This is a genomic window from Micromonospora sp. NPDC047134, assembly GCF_040643455.1.
GTDB lineage: Bacteria > Actinomycetota > Actinomycetes > Mycobacteriales > Micromonosporaceae > Micromonospora.
Genome location: NZ_JBEYUI010000007.1, coordinates 105,027 through 120,767, shown reverse-complemented (window position 1 = coordinate 120,767; position 15,741 = coordinate 105,027). Strand labels below are relative to the sequence as shown.

17 protein-coding genes are annotated in these 15,741 nt (G+C 70.2%); 9 read left to right on the top strand and 8 right to left on the bottom strand.

Features of this window, described 5'->3' with window-relative positions; translation table 11 throughout:
• Positions 1-129: 129 nt before the first annotated feature.
• Both ABZ795_RS11815 and ABZ795_RS11810 read right to left on the bottom strand, forming a co-directional pair.
• Positions 130-1,167 carry a hypothetical protein gene (locus ABZ795_RS11815; protein ID WP_357530281.1) on the bottom strand — a complete coding sequence of 346 codons (1,038 nt, stop codon included), beginning with the start codon at positions 1,165-1,167 and terminating at the stop codon, positions 130-132.
• On the bottom strand, positions 1,164-1,511 hold the full coding sequence (locus tag ABZ795_RS11810) for a PadR family transcriptional regulator (protein ID WP_357530280.1): 348 nt from the start codon (positions 1,509-1,511) through the stop codon (positions 1,164-1,166). The genes ABZ795_RS11815 and ABZ795_RS11810 overlap by 4 nt, the downstream gene beginning before the upstream one ends.
• 108 nt (positions 1,512-1,619) lie before the next feature.
• On the opposite strand from ABZ795_RS11810, the gene ABZ795_RS11805 reads away from it, so the two are divergent.
• Entirely contained in the window at positions 1,620-1,853 is a 234-nt protein-coding gene (locus ABZ795_RS11805) for a hypothetical protein (protein ID WP_357530279.1), read from the top strand.
• 17 nt (positions 1,854-1,870) lie between these two features.
• On the opposite strand, the gene ABZ795_RS11800 is transcribed toward ABZ795_RS11805, so the two are convergent.
• Positions 1,871-2,278, bottom strand: a complete 408-nt coding sequence (locus ABZ795_RS11800) for a nitroreductase family deazaflavin-dependent oxidoreductase (protein ID WP_357530278.1) — start codon at positions 2,276-2,278, stop codon at positions 1,871-1,873.
• A gap of 117 nt (positions 2,279-2,395) precedes the next feature.
• On the bottom strand, positions 2,396-2,887 hold the full coding sequence (locus ABZ795_RS11795) for an SgcJ/EcaC family oxidoreductase (RefSeq protein ID WP_357530277.1): 492 nt from the start codon (positions 2,885-2,887) through the stop codon (positions 2,396-2,398).
• A gap of 61 nt (positions 2,888-2,948) precedes the next feature.
• Between ABZ795_RS11795 and ABZ795_RS11790 the strand changes: the two genes are divergently transcribed.
• Positions 2,949-3,425 (top strand): MarR family transcriptional regulator, encoded by a 477-nt coding sequence (locus ABZ795_RS11790; RefSeq protein WP_357530276.1) that lies wholly within the window; start codon positions 2,949-2,951, stop codon positions 3,423-3,425.
• Positions 3,426-3,444: 19 nt separating this feature from the next.
• Here ABZ795_RS11790 and ABZ795_RS11785 read toward each other — a convergent pair whose 3' ends face one another.
• The 3 genes from ABZ795_RS11785 to ABZ795_RS11775 all read right to left on the bottom strand — a co-directional run bounded on the left by ABZ795_RS11785 (position 3,445) and on the right by ABZ795_RS11775 (position 5,612).
• The gene (locus tag ABZ795_RS11785; protein WP_357530275.1) at positions 3,445-4,560 is read right to left on the bottom strand and encodes a MerR family transcriptional regulator; all 1,116 of its coding nucleotides are present in this window, start codon (positions 4,558-4,560) and stop codon (positions 3,445-3,447) included.
• A gap of 63 nt (positions 4,561-4,623) precedes the next feature.
• The gene (locus ABZ795_RS11780) at positions 4,624-4,818 is read right to left on the bottom strand and encodes a DUF397 domain-containing protein (protein WP_357530358.1); all 195 of its coding nucleotides are present in this window, start codon (positions 4,816-4,818) and stop codon (positions 4,624-4,626) included.
• The gene (locus tag ABZ795_RS11775) at positions 4,815-5,612 is read right to left on the bottom strand and encodes a helix-turn-helix transcriptional regulator (protein WP_357530274.1); all 798 of its coding nucleotides are present in this window, start codon (positions 5,610-5,612) and stop codon (positions 4,815-4,817) included. The genes ABZ795_RS11780 and ABZ795_RS11775 overlap by 4 nt, the downstream gene beginning before the upstream one ends.
• A 303-nt stretch (positions 5,613-5,915) precedes the next feature.
• Here ABZ795_RS11775 and ABZ795_RS11770 point away from each other — a divergent pair, with 303 nt between their 5' ends.
• From ABZ795_RS11770 to ABZ795_RS11750, 5 genes are all read left to right on the top strand, one after another.
• Positions 5,916-6,170 (top strand): flavin reductase, encoded by a 255-nt coding sequence (locus tag ABZ795_RS11770; protein WP_102659042.1) that lies wholly within the window; start codon positions 5,916-5,918, stop codon positions 6,168-6,170.
• Positions 6,171-6,271: 101 nt separating this feature from the next.
• A complete protein-coding gene (locus ABZ795_RS11765; protein ID WP_357530273.1) occupies positions 6,272-7,636 on the top strand; it encodes a glutamine synthetase family protein in 1,365 nt (454 codons plus the stop codon).
• A 143-nt stretch (positions 7,637-7,779) separates the two neighbouring features.
• Positions 7,780-9,129, top strand: coding sequence for an aldehyde dehydrogenase family protein (locus tag ABZ795_RS11760; protein ID WP_357530357.1), 1,350 nt, complete (start codon positions 7,780-7,782; stop codon positions 9,127-9,129).
• Between the two features lie 2 nt (positions 9,130-9,131).
• Complete coding sequence (locus ABZ795_RS11755) at positions 9,132-9,899, top strand: 3-oxoacyl-ACP reductase (RefSeq protein WP_357530272.1); 768 nt, start codon at positions 9,132-9,134, stop codon at positions 9,897-9,899.
• A 160-nt stretch (positions 9,900-10,059) separates the two neighbouring features.
• On the top strand, positions 10,060-13,710 hold the full coding sequence (locus tag ABZ795_RS11750) for a SpoIIE family protein phosphatase (protein ID WP_357530271.1): 3,651 nt from the start codon (positions 10,060-10,062) through the stop codon (positions 13,708-13,710).
• 10 nt (positions 13,711-13,720) lie between these two features.
• On the opposite strand, the gene ABZ795_RS11745 is transcribed toward ABZ795_RS11750, so the two are convergent.
• The gene (locus ABZ795_RS11745) at positions 13,721-14,035 is read right to left on the bottom strand and encodes an STAS domain-containing protein (RefSeq protein WP_357530270.1); all 315 of its coding nucleotides are present in this window, start codon (positions 14,033-14,035) and stop codon (positions 13,721-13,723) included.
• Positions 14,036-14,130: 95 nt separating this feature from the next.
• Between ABZ795_RS11745 and map the strand changes: the two genes are divergently transcribed.
• Together map and ABZ795_RS11735 are read left to right on the top strand one after the other, a co-directional pair.
• Complete coding sequence (gene map / locus ABZ795_RS11740; RefSeq protein ID WP_357530269.1) at positions 14,131-14,988, top strand: type I methionyl aminopeptidase; 858 nt, start codon at positions 14,131-14,133, stop codon at positions 14,986-14,988.
• On the top strand, positions 14,985-15,701 hold the full coding sequence (locus ABZ795_RS11735; protein WP_357530268.1) for a VIT1/CCC1 transporter family protein: 717 nt from the start codon (positions 14,985-14,987) through the stop codon (positions 15,699-15,701). Before map ends, ABZ795_RS11735 begins: the two co-directional genes overlap by 4 nt.
• The last annotated feature ends 40 nt before the right edge of the window (positions 15,702-15,741 follow it).

The following is a 15,741-nucleotide window of genomic DNA, read 5'->3' as shown; positions in this document are numbered from 1 at the left end:
CGGCACGCGCCCATTGCGTGGGTTGAAGCAGAGCAAAGGGAGCGCTACCCAGTAGCGGACCTGGCCGGCAGCACTGCCCCGACCCCAGTTCACTGTTGCGATGCGCCCGCTGTGGCGATCGGCGGTGACTCAGGCGGAAACCTGGCCGGGGGTGGAGGGGACCTGGCGCAAGGCCCGGATTGCCAGCACCGCCAGGGGTACGCCCACCGCGAGCACAGCGACGATCTCCAGGGAGGCGATCGTGGTGAGTGTGGTCCGCTGTGCCTGATCCTGGTGGTCGGGCAGAGTCACCGTTCGCAGGGCTAGTGCGGTTGCGGCGAGCAGGGTGAAGGCCAGCGACCACGGCAGGGTGCCCGCCCGCCGACGGGTTACCCGAACGGTCACATGGACCAGCATGGCGACGGTGACCGCCACGCACCACAGGCCCGGCCAGTCCAGCAGCCGCAGCGCCGGCGCGAATGCCTGGACGGCGAACAACGGCAGGGCTACGAGAATGATGCCGGTCGGCAGCGCGAGGAGCCAGGGCCGCCGCGACACAGGCGGGCCGCCGTGACGGAAGGCTGCCATGGCGAGCAGCAGGAGGACGTCGACGAGTCGCATCGCCCACGGCGACACGGACAGCGGCACGTCGCCCGCGACCTGCGCCACGGCGGTGGTGATGGCGGGGGGCACGACGGCGAACAGGGCGACCGCCTGGGCCACCCGCCGGTGCCCGAGGACCAGCGCTGTGTAGGCCGGCAGCCAGGCGTAGCCGGCCAGGTTCCAGGTGGTGTTCCAGACGCTCGACGGCGTGGTGAGCACCAGATCGGAGGGGGGCGCGGGCAACCCGGGAAGCTTCCCCGAGTACCACAGCGCGACGGCGATACTCGCGGTGACCAGCACGGCGTGGGTCAGCATCGCCATCAGGGTCGCCAGTCGCACGGCCTGGCCCCAGGCGTACGCGCGGGGTGAAGCTTCTGCCAGGCGCAGCCGGACGGCGAGCGCCACGATGCTGGCGACCTCCGACAGGCTCGGTCGGCCGTAGTCGGCGAGGTACGCGGTGGTCTCGGGGTCGCCGGTGTCCATGCTTTCCAGGAAGGCGGCGACCATGTCGTCCTCCCACTCCTGCCGGTAGGCGGCGGGCAGCAGGCGTAACAGGCGGCGGTAGCGCTCCTCCAGCCGGCTCACGAGGAGGTCCCCGCGATCGGGCTCCGCTGCTCGTGCAACCGGGTCGAGGCTAGGCGGGCGTTGGCGGCCAGCCGGTGCGCCTCCGTGGCGAGGGCGGCGCGGCCCTGCTCGGTGACCCGGTAGTACCGGCGCAACCGCCCCTGCCAGGCATCCTCGCGGTCCAGCTCGACCAGACCGTCACCGACAAGCCGATCGAGGACCCCGTACAGGGAACCGATCTTGAGCTGCACCCGTCCCTGCGACAGGTCCGCGACCTCCGAGACGATCCCGTAGCCGTGGCGAGGGGTGTCGAGCAGCGCGGTGAGGATGAAGAAGGCCGGTTCGGTCATCGCCCGAGAACTCATCCTCCCAATATAATGGAAGGCAAGATATCCTGTACGAGCAGAGCCGCAGCGTCGCGCCGGTAGCGCACCAAACGGGCGTACGCAGGAACCGACGGCAGGGGAGTGGTCATGGGTGACGGTGACGCGGACGCCGGAGACTTCGGCGGGCCGGATTTCGCCCCGGTGACACCGGCGGTGGAGAGCAGTGCCTTCGGCGCCCCGCCCACCAGACCTGCCGCCCTCGTCCTCGGTCCCGGATTCCGTGGTCACGTCGTGCTGCCCGCTTCCCGCCCGAGGCCGGCCGCCCCGCCCGCAGACGATGCTCCCGGCGGCGAATCGGGAGGCGCGCAGGATCATGCGTAGCGGGCGGGGTGGTGCACCTACCGCACGGGTTCCAGAATGATCACCGGGATCTTGCGGGTGGTCTTCCGCTCGTAGTCGGCGAAGATGGGGTACGCGGCCTTCTGCGCGCTCCAGATCCGCTCCCGCTCCTCCTCGCCGGCCACTCGGGCGACCACCTCGACCGTGTCGGTGCCGATCTCCGCCCGGGCCCGGGGCTGAGCGAGCAGGTTGTGGTACCAGTCGGGATTGGTGGGCGCTCCGGCCTTGGAGGCGAACACCGCGTAGCCGCCGTCCACCTTCTGGTACATCATCGGGTTGACGCGGGGCTGGCCGCTCCTGGCGCCGACCGTGTGCAACAGCAGCAGCGGCTCACCGGCGAAATGGCCGCCCACCTGCCCGCCGTTGGCGCGGAACTCGGCGATGACCTTGTCGTTCCAGTCACTCATGTCTTCTCCCCGCCTAGCGCGATCCTGACTGGACAGTCCACCCATTCTGCACTCTCACCGGGCCGCAGAGGGTGGCCGAGCGTCGCGCCTTCGCGTGTCCTTGTTCGGCCCGGGCGGTCACACTCGGGTGGTTGCCCGGCCCATCCCTAGGCGGCGGGCGGTGTGACCCATGGCCTGGGCCAGGCGGGAGGGCAGCGAATCCGGGGCGGGGATCTGCACCGGACGCACCCGCCCGTTGTGCAGTGCGGTGAACCGCCAACCCTGGTCGGTGCGTACGGCGACGAGGGTCTGCCGGGACAGGCGTCGCTTGGGCAGCCTGGAACGCCAGGGCATCAGTACGGAGGCGGTGCCGTGGACGATCGCCACTCCGTCGGTGACGTACCGGATCGACTCGATCTCGCCGACGAGGGCGGAGCCGGCGAGCACCCCGCGGAAGAGCCGGTCGTGGGCCTCCTGCATGTCCCGGCGACCGACGGCGCGGGTGCCGTCGTAGGAGACGTAGTCGGAGTCGTCCGTGAAGCAGGCTCCGTAGGCGGCGGCGTCGTTGTCCGTCCAGGCCTGCATGAGCCGATCGAACAGTTCGCGGATCCGGCGGTCGTCCATGGTCATTCTGCCCCCGTAGGCTAGTATCGATTCAACCATCGTACATTACGACTATAGAAGGTTTCGAGTGTCGAAAGATAGCCTCATCCGGGACGTGGCGATGCGGCTACGGCTGCTTCAGCAGAGCTTCGACGCCTTCGACGAGGCCGCCGCCGCTCGGCTCGGGCTCAACCGCACCGACCTGCGCGCGATGGATCTTGTCCTCGCCCACGACGGGCCGCTGTCCGCCGGGGAACTCACCCGCGCCCTCAAGATCAGCCCGGCGGCGACCACCACGGTCATCGACCGGCTGGAACGGGCCGGCCTGGTCACCCGTGCCCGGGACGCCGGCAACCGGCGGCGGGTCCTGATCAGCGGCACGGACCTCGCCCGCGCGATAGAACAGGAGATCTATCTACCCGTCGGCGAGGCCGGTGCCCAGGCCCTCGGCAGGTACGGCGAGGACCAACTCGCCACGATTCTCGACTTCCTGGAGACCGCCCGCCAGGTGCAGGAAACCCAGACCGCCCGGGTCAGCACGAACCCCGCACCACCGCCGGACTGATCCGCACCAGCGTCGGTGGTCAGGCCACAAGCAGCCGGAGGCCGAGTTCCGCCGCGTCGAGGGCGAGAAGCTCGCGGTTGCGCTCGGCCCACCGGCCGGAAGCGAGGTCTTCGCGGAGGGTGGCGACCGCTCGGCGCTGCGCCTGTGGGCCGACCCTGGCCCATACCGAAACCGCCCCACGGACACGCTCGTCCAGGTACGCCTCGGGGCGGCGCCAGTGTGCCTCGAAGAAGCCGTCCGCACAGTCCCACGGGATGAGCACCGGCTCGATGTGGGCCCCGATCGCCCGGGCCACCTGGTCCACCGGCGGACGGTCGGCCACCAGGTCGGCGACCTCGGGCAGGTAGTCACGAGTGAGCCAGAACCGGTGACGCCAGCCGGTGTCACTGGCGTCGTGGGTGAACACCACCACCCGGCGGGCCACCCGCCGCATCTCGCGCAGCCCGACGGTCGGGTCGTGCCAGTGGTGAATGGTGCTGAAGGCCATCGCGGCGTCGAAGGACTGGTCCTCGAAGGGCAGGCTTTCCGCAGCGGCTGCCACGCAGGGTGCCGCCCCCGGGGGACGCTGTGCCCGCATGACCGCCGACGGCTCCACCGCCGTGACCTCGCGGTCGGGTGGTTCGTAGGAGCCGGTGCCCGCCCCGACATTCAGGACCGTCCGCGCGTCGCCCAGCGCCGCCCAGACCCGCGCGGCGATCCGGGGCTCGGTGCGCCGAGTCGCTGAGTACGCCGACCCGATGACGTCGTACAACTGGGCTCCGAAGGCTTTCAGCGGCTCCTGCGGGGTCGTCCCGATGCCCATCGCCCGCGCCGCCAACTCCCGGTCGATGGCCGCCACCATGGCGGCGGCCCGGTCCTGCCGGTCGACCAGCAGGCCACGCAGCCGGCGCAGGTGCGCGACCGGGTCGGTGGCCGGGTCGCCCACCAGATCGGCGATCTCCCGCAACCCGAAACCCAGCCGCCGGTACGCGAGCACCTCCCGGAGCCGCTCCACATCGTCTGCGGAGTACGCCCGGTGCCCCGAGGCGGTTCGTGCCGACGGCACCAGGAGGCCGACCTCGTCATAGTGATGCAGGGTGCGGACGCTGACACCGGTCAACCGCGCCACCCGCCCGACGGTCAGGAGTTCATCCACACCATCGACTATGTGACCTGACGCCACGTGAGGAGCAAGGGTTCCGCTCGCGACGTGCGGTGGTCAGCCCACGGGGCCGATCTGCTTGGCGAGAGTGACGAAGGCCTGCCACGACGACGGCGTGAGGTGCAGGGTGCCGCCCGTACGATCCTTGGTGTCCCGGACCAGCACAACCCCCGGCAGATTGTCGGCAACCTCGACACATGACCCGCCGTTACCGCCGGACCTGGTCGACTTCCGCCACCGCGCTGCCATCATGTCCATGACTTCGCCACTTCCTTGATCAGCTCCAACGACTGGCGGCGGGGGAGCGCCTCGTTCCGCACGATCTCCCACGTCTTCGCCAGCTTAGCGATGTCGGCAGGTGCGTCGATGATCTGTGCGGTGAGCTGGTTGTCGGCATGTGCGGTTCGGGTGCCGTCCGGCAGCTCGGCGATGATGAACTGACCAGCCAGCCCCAGATACATGCCGGCATCCGAAGGCACGACGTGCACCTGGATGTGCTCCCGCCGCGCCTGCTCGGTCAGGTGATCGAGTTGTTCCGCCATCAGACCCGGCTGGTCGAGCACCGGTCGACGGAGGATCGCCTCGTCCAACACGGCGATGAACTGTGGCGGGTGCTCACGTTCGAGGATCAGTTGCCGCTCCAACCGGGAGGTAACCGCCTTGTCCACCTCGGGTGGACTGAACCGGCCGCCGATCAGGGTGGCGCGTGCGTATCGCTCGGTCTGAAGCAAACCGGGAACGTAGGCCAACTCGAACCATCGCAGGGTGGTCGCCTCCCGCTCGAACTCGATCCACTCCCGCAGCCAGGGTGGGTCGGCATCGAGTTGCCCCAGTTCCCGAAGCATCCGGGCGAAGCGGTCACCGGTGTGGTGCTGAGCGTCGATGGCCTTCATGTAGTCCTTGGTGGGAGGACGACCACCGGTTTCCACCGAACTGACGTGAGAGCCGGAGTAGCCGATGCTTCGGCCGAACTCATCCTGACTCAGCCCGAGTGCGGTCCGGAACATGCGCAGCTCGCCCAGCACGTAATCGGTGGCACTTCCCATCAATCCCCCAACCTCTGCCCCGTGTCGACGGTGGGTTGCTCGCCGATGCCCGATCACCCCGCTGAACTGCGCGGATGTCCCGAGCGCGTATCGACAGTAGTGCCGTGGTCACCAGACTGTCACCACTGCGGGCTTGCTCTGTCCGGATTCGGCGGTGGGGTGGGCTCCTGCGCGGGGTCGCCCTGCTTCGGCCGGGCGGCCCCCTCCAACGCCGAGAAGGGTCGACATGTCTGTTGGTTCGCGTCTGTTCGCCGTACCTCGTCTTGGGGTTTTCAATGCCGGTCGCAGACGGTGGGTGCGCTGATGGGGCGGCGGGTGATTCCCCACGTCGCGATGCGTCCGCTCTGGCGGTGCCGCAACTGCGGCGCGGAATGGCCCTGTCAACCGGCCCGGCTGGCCCTGCTGATGGAGTACCGCAAGGACCGGCTCGGACTGCTGCTCTACCTGGGTGGGCTGATGGTCCAGGCCCGGGATCAGCTCGCCCAGCTCAACCCCGAGCACACCCCGGATCTGTACGACCGCTTCCTCGGCTGGGCTCGGCGCCGCGACCGGAGGTGAGTCGTGATCGGTTTGTCAGGGCAGGGGATCGGGGTACGAGCGGAGCGGCCCATTGACGGTCATCGGCTCGGCCGGTAGACCTTGGTGATGGAGGCGCGCGGATGAGGAGAGCCCCGCTCACGCTGGAACAACTGCGGGTCGCCGTCGCCGAGGGCGAGATCGACACGGTGGTGTTGGCGCTCGTCGACATGCAGGGGCGCTTGCAGGGCAAACGGTTCCACGCCCCGTACTTCCTCGATCAGGTGGTGGCCAACGGCAGCGAGGGGTGCAACTACCTGCTGGCCGTGGATGTCGACATGAACACGGTCGACGGGTACGCGATGTCGAGCTGGGAACGCGGCTACGGCGACTTCGTGATGAAGCCGGACTTCGACACCCTGCGCCGGGTGCCCTGGCAGCCCGGCACCGCCATGCTCCTGGCCGACCTGGAGTGGCCGGACGGTGCCGGTCCGGTGGTCGCCTCGCCCCGGCAGATCCTGCGCGGTCAACTGGACCGCCTGGCCGCGCACGGGCTGACCGCGTACGCCGGCACGGAGTTGGAGTTCGTGCTGTTCCGTGACTCGTACGAGCAGGCGCTGGCGCGTGGCTACCGGGATCTCACCCCGGCCAACCAGTACAACGTGGACTACTCGCTGCTGGGCACCGCCCGGGTGGAGCCGTTGCTGCGGCGCATCCGCAACCAGATGGCCGGGGCCGGGCTGACCCCGGAAAGCGCTAAGGGCGAGTGCAACCTGGGCCAGCACGAGATCGCCTTCCGGTACGACGCGGCGGTGGCCTGCGCCGACCATCATGTGATCTACAAGAACGGGGCCAAGGAGATCGCCGCCCAGGAGGGCATGTCGATCACCTTCATGGCCAAGCCGAACGCCCGGGAGGGCAACTCCTGCCACATCCACTTCTCGCTGCGGGACGCCTCCGGCACCTCGGCGATGCTCGGCGACGGCCCGGCCCACCTGAGTGTCACCGGGCAGCGGGTGCTCGCCGGGCTGCTCGCCACCATGCGTGAGCTGAATCTGTTCTTCGCCCCGAACATCAACTCCTACAAGCGGTACCAGCCGGGTTCCTTCGCGCCGACCGCCCTGCGCTGGGGCACGGACAATCGCACCTGTGCCCTGCGCCTGGTGGGGCACGGCCAGGGGATGCGGGTGGAGAACCGGGTGCCCGGCGCCGACGTGAACCCCTACCTGGCGATCGCGGCGCTGGTGGCGGGCGCGGTGCACGGCATCGAGCAGGAGTTGGACCTGGAGCAGGAGTGCACCGGCAACGCGTACGACGACGCCGATGCCGACCGGGTCCCCGGCACCCTGCGCGACGCCCTGACCCTGTGGGAGTCCTCCACCGTGGCCCGCGACGCCTTCGGCGCCGAGGTGGTGGCCCACTACGCCAACATGGCCCGGGTCGAACTGTCCGCCTTCGACGCCGCCGTCACCGACTGGGAACTGACCCGTGGCTTCGAACGCCTCTGACCCCGCCCGTCCCCCTCTCTCCGCCGCGATCGTGCACTTTGTGTCGCTGCTTTGCAGTGGTTAGCGGCTTTTGTCCCGACCAAAAGCGCAAGATCGGCGGGGCTGGGGTGAGGGCGGCTGAGAGAGGGAGGTAGTGCGTGGGGGTGGTTTGGGAGCCGGCGCGGGGGGCCGTGTTGGCGGAGGTTGCGGATTGTTCTGTGCAGGAGGTGGATGCGGCGGTTGAGCGGGCGGGGCAGGCGTTCGAGCGGTGGCGGGGAGTTGCGCCGGGGGAGCGGGCGCGGATTCTGCGGCGGTTCGCGGGGGTGGTGGATGCGCATCTCGAGGAGCTGGCGGGGCTGGAGGTGCGCAATGCGGGGCACACCATCGGCAATGCTCGCTGGGAGGCGGGCAACGTGCGGGACGTGCTCGACTACTACGCCGGTGCCCCGGAGCGGCTGACCGGACGGCAGATCCCGGTGCCGGGTGGGCTCGACGTCACCTTCCACGAGCCGCTGGGAGTGGTCGGGGTGATCGTGCCCTGGAACTTCCCGATGCCCATCGCCGCCTGGGGCTTCGCCCCGGCCCTGGCCGCCGGCAACACCGTGGTGCTCAAACCCGCCGAGTGGACCCCGCTGACCGCGCTGCGGCTGGCCGAACTGGCACTGGAGACGGGCCTACCCGAGGGGGTGTTCACCGTACTGCCCGGTCGGGGTGAGGTGGTCGGCGAACGGTTCGTTACCCACCCGGGCGTACGCAAGATCGTCTTTACCGGCTCCACCGAGGTCGGCGCCAGGATCATGGCCGGTTGCGCGGCCCAGGTGAAGCGGCTGACCCTGGAGCTGGGCGGCAAGTCCGCGAATGTGATCTTCGCCGACGCGGACCTGGAACGGGCGGCGGCCACCGCGCCGTACGCCGTCTTCGACAACGCCGGTCAGGACTGCTGCGCCCGCTCCCGGCTGCTGGTGCAGCGCTCGGTGTACGACCGCTTCCTCGAACTGCTCGAACCGGCGGTACGGGCCTTCCGGGTCGGTGACCCGGCCGCCGAGGACACCGAGATGGGCCCACTGATCTCGGCGGGACACCGCGACCGGGTCGCCGGGCACGTCGAGGGCGCCCGGATCGCCTTCACCGGCGGATGCCCCACCGGCCCCGGCTACTGGTACCCCCCGACGGTGCTGTTCGCCGACTCGCCCGCCGACCCGCACTGGCGGGCGGAGATCTTCGGTCCGGTGGTCTCGGTGCTCCCCTTCGACGACGAGGCGGACGCGATCCGGCTGGCCAACGACACCGAGTACGGCCTGTCCGGCTCGATCTGGACCCGGGACGTGGGCCGGGCGTTGCGGGTGGCCCGGGCGATCGAGGCGGGCAACCTCAGCGTCAACTCGCACTCCTCGGTGCGGTACTGGACCCCCTTCGGCGGGATGAAGCGTTCCGGGCTGGGGCGGGAGTTGGGACCCGACGCCCTGCACGCCTTCACCGAGGTCAAGAACGTGTTCATCAGTACGGAGGAGTGAGTATGCCGGGACGGTTGCAGGATCGGGTCGCCGTGGTCACCGGAGCGGCCAGCGGGATCGGGCTGGCCACGGTACGCCGGTTCGCCGCAGAGGGGGCGAAGGTGGTCTGTGTCGACATCGACACCGAGGCCGGTAGCCGGGCCGCCGAGGAGGTCGACGGCAGCTTCGTGGCGGCCGACGTGGCCGACGAGTCGGCGGTACGGGCCCTCTTCGACGCAGTGGTCGAGCGGTACGGGCGGGTGGACATCGCCTTCAACAACGCCGGCATCTCCCCGCCGGAGGACGACTCGATCCTGGAGACCGGCCTGGATGCCTGGGAACGGGTGCTGCGGGTCAACACCACCAGCGTCTACCTCTGCTGCAAGTACGTGATCCCGCACATGCGTCGGCAGGGGCGGGGATCGATCATCAACACCGCCTCCTTCGTGGCGTTGATGGGTGCCGCGACGTCGCAGATCGCCTACACCGCGAGCAAGGGCGGGGTGCTGGCCCTCACCCGGGAGTTGGGTGTGCAGTTCGCCCGGGAGGGCATCCGGGTCAACGCCCTGTGTCCCGGGCCGGTGGCCACCCCGCTGCTGCGGGAACTGTTCGCGGCCGACCCGGAACGCGCCGCCCGTCGGCTGGTGCACGTGCCGATGGGGCGGTTCGGTGAGCCCAGCGAGATCGCCGCCGCGGTGGCGTTCCTGGCCAGCGACGACGCCTCGTTCATGACCGCCGCCCAGTTCGTGGTCGACGGCGGGATCACCGGAGCGTACGTCACCCCGCTGTGATCTCCCCGGTGCCGACGGTGATCGCCCCCGGTGCTGTCGGAGGTGCGACGACGCTCCGCAGCGTCCAATGGCTCAGATGCGTTACGTTGCTGGTCCGTCGGGGTAGAAGCGGAACGCGGCAGGGATGATCGGAGCGCATGTGGACGGCCGGGGAGGCTGCATGAACTCGGCCCAGGGGGGTGTGGGGGGCGGGAGTCATCCGTCCGGGACGGGCGGCGGGATCCCGCCCCTGCTCGCGGCGGCCTTCGCCGGTGGCGGCGAGATGGGCAGGCTGCTCCGTGAGCATGACTGGTCGACCAGCCCGCTGGGCGGCCCGCACCAGTGGCCGGACACGCTGCACAACGCCTTGAGCACCATGCTCGCCTCCAAGGCCCAGATCGTCGTGTTCTGGGGCGAGGAGCTGCGCGCCTTCTACAACGACGCCTACCGGCCGACCATCGGGGACAAGCATCCCGCCGTGCTCGGGCAACCGGCCCGGGAGCACTGGGCGGAGACCTGGGAGGTGCTGGGGCCGCTGCTGACCGGGGTGCTGCGCGACGGCGAGGCGTACCAGGCACACGACCACCACTTCCTGCTCAACCGGCACGGCTTCGTCGAGGACGTCTACTTCGACGTCTCCTACGACCCGATCCGGGGTGCGGACGGGGCGATCCACGGCGTGCTGTGCATCTGTAGCGAGACCACCGGCCGGGTGCTCGGTGAGCGGCGGCTGCGGACCCTGGCCGAACTCGGGTCGGAGTTGGCCGACCCGGGCAGCATTGAGGACCTCGGTCGGGCCGTCACCGCCGTACTCGACCGGCATCGGGCCGACGTACCCTTCGGGCTGCTCTATCTCGACGCCGGCGACGGGCGCCTGCGACAGGCCGGGGTCACCGGGGTGGACGACGCCCCCCTGGACCCGCCCAGTCGGCTGGTCGAGGTGGCGAGGACCGGTGTCGCCGCCACCGTGCCCACGGTCGACCTGCTCGGCCGGGTGCCCGCCGGGGCTGCCGACGAGGCGGTGGTGCTGCCGATCAGTGCCACCAACGAGCCCGCCGGGGTGCTGGTGCTCGGGATGGCCCGCAGGCTGCCGTTCACCGACGACTACCTGGACTTCTTCGAGTTGGTGGCCGCCCAGATCTCGCGGGCGGCCGGCAAACAGCGGGCGTACGAGCAGGAGCGGGCCCGCGCCGCCGAACTGGCCGCCCTGGATCTGGCCAAGACCAACTTCTTCGCCAATGTCAGCCACGAGTTCCGTACCCCGCTGACCCTGGTGCTGGGTCCGCTGGAGGAGATGCTCGCCGACCCCGCGTTGCCCTCGGCGGACACCCAGCGGCTCACCATGATGCACCGCAACGGGCTGCGCCTGCTGAAGTTGGTCAACACCGTGCTGGACTTCTCCCGGCTGGAGTCCGGCCGGCTGGCCGCCCACTACGAGCCGACCGATCTGGCCGACTACACCGGCCGGTTGGTCAGCACCTTCCGGTCGGCCACCGAGCGCACCGGGGTCCGCCTGGTGGTGGACTGCCCGCCGTTGGCCGAGCCGGTCTACGTCGACCAGGACATGTGGGAGAAGATCGTCCTCAATCTGGTCTCCAACGCGGTGAAGTTCACCTTCGAGGGTGAGATCCAGATCCGGGTCCGGGCGGTGGACGGGGTAGCCCGCCTGGAGGTCAGCGACACCGGTGTGGGCATCCACCCGGACGAACTGCCGCACGTCTTCGAACGCTTCCATCGGGTGCCGGGAGTACGCTCCCGCAGCCACGAGGGCACCGGGATCGGGCTGGCTCTGGTCCGCGAGTTGGCCGAGATGCACGGCGGGCAGGTCAGCGCGAGCAGCCAGGTGGACAAGGGCAGCACCTTCACGGTCACCGTTCCGTTCGGCACCACCCACCTGCCCGCCGACCGGGTGGCCGAGACCGAGGACCCCGAGCGGGAGCCGCGCCAGGCCCCCCTCTTCGTCGCCGAGTCGGCGCGGTGGACCAGCGACACCGCTGCCACCCTCCCGGCGCCGGCCACCGTCGACCCCCAGGGCCACATCCTGGTCGTCGACGACAACCCCGACCTGCGCGAACATGTGGCCCGGCTGCTCGCGCCGACCTGGGAGGTGACGACGGCCGCCGACGGCGTCGAAGCCCTGCGGTTGGCCACCCAGGTCACCTTCGACCTGGTGCTCACCGACGTGATGATGCCCCGGATGGACGGATTCGGCCTGGTCGCCGCCCTGCGGGCGGATCCCCGCACCCGGTACGTCCCGATCGTGCTGCTCTCCGCCCGGGCCGGCTCGGCGGAGGAGGTGGCCGGGCTGTCGGTCGGCGCGGACGACTACCTGACCAAGCCCTTCTCCGGGCAGGAGTTGATCGCCCGGGTCCGCGCCAATGTGGAACTGGGCCAGTTGCGTGGTCAGATCATCCGACGGCTGCGGGCCCTCGCCGACGCCGCGGTGGCGGTGAACACCGCCCGCTCCACGGCCGAGGTGCTCCAGGTCGCCGCCCGGCACGCCCTGAGCCTCGCCGAGGCCGTCCGGGTGGTGGTCGACGCCGGCGGGGCACGGTACGAGGCCGACGGCGGGGGTGCCGCCCCGACCGAGCCCTCCTTCGTACTGCCGTTGACCGGAGCCGCCAACCGGCAACTGGGGGAACTGCGGGTGTGGCGGCCCTCCGTGGACGGCGTCGGCACGGACGAGGCCGCCCTGACCCAACTGGCCCGGCTGGTCGGGGTACGACTGGAGAACGCCCAGCTCTACGAGGCCGAGCACCGTATCGCCACCACCCTGCAGCACAGCCTGCTGCCCCGTACCCTGCCGCAGCTGCCCGGCACGGTGGTGGCCAGCCGGTACCTGCCCGGCAGCGCCGATGTCGAGGTCGGCGGCGACTGGTACGACGTGGTCGCCCGGGACGAGGACGAACTCGTCCTGGTGATCGGCGACGTGGTCGGCAAGGGGGTACCGGCCGCAGCGGCCATGGGCCAACTGCGTAACGCGCTGCGGGCGTACGTCCTGGAGGGTTTCGATCCCGGCGAGTCGCTGACCCGGCTGAACCGGCTGGTGGACTCCACGGAGTCACGCACCTTCGCCACGGTCTTCTGTCTCTGGTTCAGCCCGCGCACCGGTCAGGTGCGCTACGCCAACGCCGGGCATCCCTCTCCGCTGATCATCCGGGGCGGTGAGGTGGAGTTCCTGCACGACCGGGCGCTCGGGCCCCCGGTCGGGGCGATCCCCGGTGCGGAATACGAGACGGTCTCCGGTGAACTGCGGGCCGGTGAGCGGCTGCTGCTCTACACCGACGGGCTGATCGAGGATCGGCATGTCGCCATCGACCTGGCCCTGGCCCAGTTGCGGGCGGACGCCGCCCGGCCGGGCGAACACGTCGCGGACCTGGTGGACGCCGTGGTCAAGCGGGTCGCCGACCGGCCGCGCCGGGACGACGTGGCCGTGCTCGCCCTGGAGGCGACCGAACTGAACCGGTTCGCCCTGCGGCTGCCGGCCGACCCGACCCGACTGAGCGTGCTGCGTAAGCGGCTGGAGGACTTCCTGGTCGGGCACAAGGTGAGCGAGACCGACCTGTTCGACCTGACCGTCGCGGTCTCCGAGGCGGCGGCGAACGCGATCGAGCATCCGGTCGACCCGGTGGAGCCGGTGATCGAGATCACCGTGTCGGTGGAGAACCGGGAGGTCGTGGCGACCGTGCGGGACACCGGCCAGTGGCGGGAGTCCACCGGTGCCGGTTTCCGGGGTCGGGGACTGTCCCTGATCCGGGCCCTCGGTGAACTGTCGGTCGAGCACACCCCGAACGGAACCCAGCTCACCCTGCGTCGACGGCTGACCGACTGAGCGGCGGGGCTCAGCCTGGGGTGAGCCAGGGTTGGCCGCTCAGACCGGCGATCTCCAGTACCCGGGTCACCTGCCGGGAGGGCAACACCCTCAGAGCCTGCGGGTAGTGGCCGGCGAGTCGGACCACCGCATGGATGGCCGCCGAGTCGAAGAAGGTGACCGCCCGCAGGTCCAGGGTCATCCGCGTGGCCGGCTCCCGCAGCGCGGTCTGGAGCATGGTGTCGGCGGTCGCCATGTCCACCTCGCCGGTGACCACCACCATGAGGTGATCACCGTCGGTCTCCGCGACGGCGGAGAAGACGGGAGGTGCGCCCCCTTGATCCACGCTGACACCTTGACACAGCCGAACTGGTGTGGCAACAACTCGTGGCCCTGGACGGTGGTGGGGGTCACCGAGCGCGCGGCGATAGGCTTGCGGGCATGACCGTCCGTGCGCCGCTGACCCCAGGCCGGCTCTCCCCGTGGCGGCCGGTACCCGCCCACATCACCCGGCCCGAGTACGTCGGTAAGAAGGCACCCCAGCCCTGGCAGGGCTCCCACGTGCAGACGCCGGAGACCATCGAGAAGATGCGGATCGCCGGGCGGATCGCCGCCCAGGCGGTGCAGCTCGCCGGGGAGCACTGCAAGCCCGGGGTCACCACCGACGAGATCGACCGGGTGGTGCACGAGTTCCTCGTCGACAACGACGCCTACCCCTCGACCCTGGGCTACCGGGGCTTCCCGAAGTCCTGCTGCACCAGCCTCAACGAGGTGATCTGCCACGGCATCCCCGACTCCACCGTGCTGGCCGACGGCGACATCATCAATGTCGACGTCACCGCGTACATCGGCGGGGTGCACGGCGACACGGACGCCACCTTCTGCGTCGGTGAGGTCAGCGAGGAGACTCGACTGCTGGTCGAGCGGACCCACGAGGCGATGATGCGGGGCATCCGGGCGGTCGCCCCGGGCCGCCAGATCAATGTCATCGGTCGGGTCATCGAGTCGTACGCGAAGCGGTTCGGGTACGGGGTGGTCCGTGACTTCACCGGTCACGGCATCGGTGAGGCCTTCCACAGCGGGCTGTACGTCCCGCACTACGACAGTCCCCGGCCCACCGACGTGATGGAGCCGGGCATGACCTTCACCATCGAGCCGATGATCACTCTCGGCACCCACCAGTACGACCTCTGGGAGGACGGCTGGACGGTGGTCACCAAGGATCGCAAGTGGACCGCCCAGTTCGAGCACACCATCCTGGTGACCGAGGATGGTCACGAGATCCTGACTTTGCCGTGACCGAGACCCCGGCGGCGCTCAGGGAGTCGCATCACGCGGACGTCTCCGGCGGCTGGCTACGGCCGGCCGTGTTCGGGGCGATGGACGGACTGGTCACCAACATCGCCCTGATCGCGGGCGTCGGCGGCGGCGGGGTGTCGCCGCGCAACATCGTGCTCACCGGCACCGCCGGTCTGGTGGCCGGCGCGATCTCGATGGCCCTCGGTGAGTACACCAGCGTCCAGTCGGCCAACGAGCAGATCGCAGCCGAGGTGGCCAAGGAACGTCGCGAACTGGAACGCCATCCCGAGGCCGAGGCCAAGGAGTTGGCCGACATCTGGGTGGGCCGAGGTCTGCCGCCCGAGTTGGCCCAGCAGATGGCCGAGGCGATCCGCCAGAACCCGGAGATCGCCCTGCGGGTGCACGTCCAGGAGGAACTGGGCGTCAACCCGGACGAACAGCCCAATCCCTGGACGGCGGCCTTCTCCTCGTTCCTGTGCTTCTCGGTCGGCGCCCTGGTGCCGCTGCTGCCGTACCTGCTCGGCGCGACCAGCCTGGCCCTGGCCCTGGTGGTCGGCGGGTTGGGCCTGTTCATCGCGGGTGCGGTCGTCGCCCGGTTCACCGCCCGACGCTGGTGGACCGGCGGCCTGCGCCAACTGCTCCTGGGCGCCGCCGCAGCAGCCGCCACCTACGCCATCGGCGCCCTGATCGGCGTCCAAGGCGGCCTGGGCTAACCCCTCCTTCCCTCCCCATCCCGCCCTCGTCGCACCCGCC

Excerpts from the sequence above, each read along its gene's own strand:
- ABZ795_RS11770 (WP_102659042.1), top strand. The coding sequence starts at position 5,916 with ATGGGGCGGCGGGTGATTCCCCACGTCGCGATGCGTCCGCTCTGGCGG.
- ABZ795_RS11810 (WP_357530280.1), bottom strand. The coding sequence starts at position 1,511 with ATGAGTTCTCGGGCGATGACCGAACCGGCCTTCTTCATCCTCACCGCG.
- ABZ795_RS11795 (WP_357530277.1), bottom strand. The coding sequence starts at position 2,887 with ATGACCATGGACGACCGCCGGATCCGCGAACTGTTCGATCGGCTCATG.
- ABZ795_RS11755 (WP_357530272.1), top strand. The coding sequence starts at position 9,132 with ATGCCGGGACGGTTGCAGGATCGGGTCGCCGTGGTCACCGGAGCGGCC.
- ABZ795_RS11765 (WP_357530273.1), top strand. The coding sequence starts at position 6,272 with ATGAGGAGAGCCCCGCTCACGCTGGAACAACTGCGGGTCGCCGTCGCC.
- ABZ795_RS11800 (WP_357530278.1), bottom strand. The coding sequence starts at position 2,278 with ATGAGTGACTGGAACGACAAGGTCATCGCCGAGTTCCGCGCCAACGGC.
- ABZ795_RS11780 (WP_357530358.1), bottom strand. The coding sequence starts at position 4,818 with ATGATGGCAGCGCGGTGGCGGAAGTCGACCAGGTCCGGCGGTAACGGC.
- map (WP_357530269.1), top strand. The coding sequence starts at position 14,131 with ATGACCGTCCGTGCGCCGCTGACCCCAGGCCGGCTCTCCCCGTGGCGG.
- ABZ795_RS11750 (WP_357530271.1), top strand. The coding sequence starts at position 10,060 with ATGAACTCGGCCCAGGGGGGTGTGGGGGGCGGGAGTCATCCGTCCGGG.
- ABZ795_RS11775 (WP_357530274.1), bottom strand. The coding sequence starts at position 5,612 with ATGGGAAGTGCCACCGATTACGTGCTGGGCGAGCTGCGCATGTTCCGG.
- ABZ795_RS11805 (WP_357530279.1), top strand. The coding sequence starts at position 1,620 with ATGGGTGACGGTGACGCGGACGCCGGAGACTTCGGCGGGCCGGATTTC.